This window comes from Halomonas sp. 141, assembly GCF_002810305.1.
GTDB lineage: Bacteria > Pseudomonadota > Gammaproteobacteria > Pseudomonadales > Halomonadaceae > Vreelandella > Vreelandella stevensii.
The window spans coordinates 1-291 of sequence record NZ_PINZ01000163.1 but is presented as its reverse complement, the minus strand read 5'-3'; the positions used below and the strand labels follow the sequence as shown (position 1 = coordinate 291).

1 protein-coding gene is annotated in these 291 nt (G+C 60.8%); it reads left to right on the top strand.

Going from position 1 to position 291, the window contains the following annotated elements; all coding sequences use genetic code 11:
• Window positions 1-197: transposase (locus tag CWI66_RS17830; protein ID WP_157809018.1), on the top strand; the 197-nt coding region annotated here is incomplete at its 5' end.
• Window positions 198-291: the final 94 nt, after the last annotated feature.

Genomic DNA, 291 nt, shown 5'->3' with positions numbered 1-291 from the left:
TCGAGAAGGCCAAGGCCAGCATCCGCGCCAAGGTCGAGCACCCGTTTCATGTCATCAAGAACCTCTTCGGCTACCGGAAGGTGCGCTACAAGGGGCTGGCCAGGAACCAGGCGCAGCTGTTCACCCTGTTCGCCCTCGGCAATTTGGTGCTGGCTGGACGATGCCAGGGCCATGCTGACGGGGCCAGTGTGTCTTGAATCTGGCCTGGCAGCTGGATAACCAGGCTGCCAGGGTAAAAAGGCTACCTTCCGTGGCCAGAAAGTGACCGTTGACGCGGTGAATATGCCGCCC